Source organism: Lamprobacter sp. (assembly GCF_034860625.1).
In the GTDB taxonomy this organism is placed as follows: Bacteria; Pseudomonadota; Gammaproteobacteria; order Chromatiales; family Chromatiaceae; genus Lamprobacter.
In genome coordinates, this window is the sequence record NZ_JAYESN010000695.1 from 1 (window position 1) to 750 (window position 750).

1 protein-coding gene is annotated in these 750 nt (G+C 66.9%); it reads right to left on the reverse strand.

Translation table 11 applies throughout. The annotated features are described in order from the left end of the window. Window positions 1-39 precede the first annotated feature (39 nt). The gene (locus VBE63_RS30810) at window positions 40-723 is read right to left on the reverse strand and encodes a TIGR04283 family arsenosugar biosynthesis glycosyltransferase (protein ID WP_323686747.1); all 684 of its coding nucleotides are present in this window, start codon (window positions 721-723) and stop codon (window positions 40-42) included. Window positions 724-750 lie beyond the last annotated feature (27 nt).

Genomic DNA, 750 nt, shown 5'->3' on the forward strand with positions numbered 1-750 from the left:
TGGTTGTGCCTGTTCAATGGGCTGCCCTCTTGTTGGTTATCACTGATACAACCCTGCCAACCGTGCCGGATCAGCGCCCAGGACATAGGCCAGCCGCAATCGCCACATCAGCATCACGGTGCGCAGAATCCCGCGCGATTCCCAGCGCCGGCTAGAGGTGATCAAGGCCGTGCGCAAGCACAGGGGTCGCGCCAGCCGGCGCAGGCGTCGCGACAGGGCAATATCCTCCATCAGCGGGATGTCGGGAAAACCGCCCACGGCGGTGAAGTCCGCGCGGCTGACGAACAGGCCCTGATCACCAGTGGCGATTCCGCTCATGCAGGAGCGCAGATTCATCGCGCGCTCGATCACCCGCAGCAATGGATGACGCCCGGACAGCCGCACATCGCACCGCCCCCAGCGCACGACTGGGCGCTCCACTGGGCGCGCGGCGGCGAGTAGCGCCTCGGCGGTGGCGGCAGGCACTCGGCTGTCAGCATGCAGAAACCACAGCAGCTCGCCGGTGGCCGCCTGGGCGCCGGCATTCATCTGCGCGGCGCGCCCGCGCGGTGCAGCGAGCAGCCGATCCACCAGCGGTTCGGCCAGCGTTCGTGTAGCGTCCCTGCTGCCGCCATCGACCAGGATCAGCTCATGGCCGGCGGCGCGCAGCGCGGCCAGATCGCCGAGCAGCGCGCCAATCACATCAGCTTCATTGAGCGTTGGAATGATGATGGAGATACGCATGGACTTGGCAACTCCGCGGGTGGCCGA